The organism is Salifodinibacter halophilus (genome assembly GCA_012999515.1).
Classification (GTDB): Bacteria; Pseudomonadota; Gammaproteobacteria; order Nevskiales; family Salinisphaeraceae; genus Salifodinibacter; species Salifodinibacter halophilus.
In genome coordinates this window covers 1-265 of record JABEEB010000319.1, presented here as the reverse complement: position 1 = coordinate 265, position 265 = coordinate 1, and the positions used below count along the sequence as shown (strand labels likewise).

The following is a 265-nucleotide window of genomic DNA, read 5'->3' as shown; positions in this document are numbered from 1 at the left end:
GCTCAACCAATCCAAGGCGCAAGGCGCCGGCTGGGGCGTGATCACCGCGGCCTGGGGCCTGGCGGTGCTGATCGGCATCTACATCGCCGGCCCGACCAGCGGCGCGATCATGAACCCGGCGCTGACCATCGCCCTGGCCGCGATCGGCAAGCTGTCCTGGGCCGTGGTACCGGGCTTCGTGCTCGCCCAGGTCGCCGGCGCCTTCCTCGGCGCCACCCTGGTCTGGCTGACCTATCTGGCGCACTGGCGGGTCAGCGACGATCCC

At 71.3% G+C, this 265-nt stretch carries 1 protein-coding gene; it reads left to right on the top strand.

Annotation, left to right across the window (positions count from 1 at the left end):
* The coding region (locus tag HKX41_11850) for an aquaporin (GenBank protein ID NNC24827.1) at window positions 1-265 on the top strand (265 nt) is incomplete at both ends.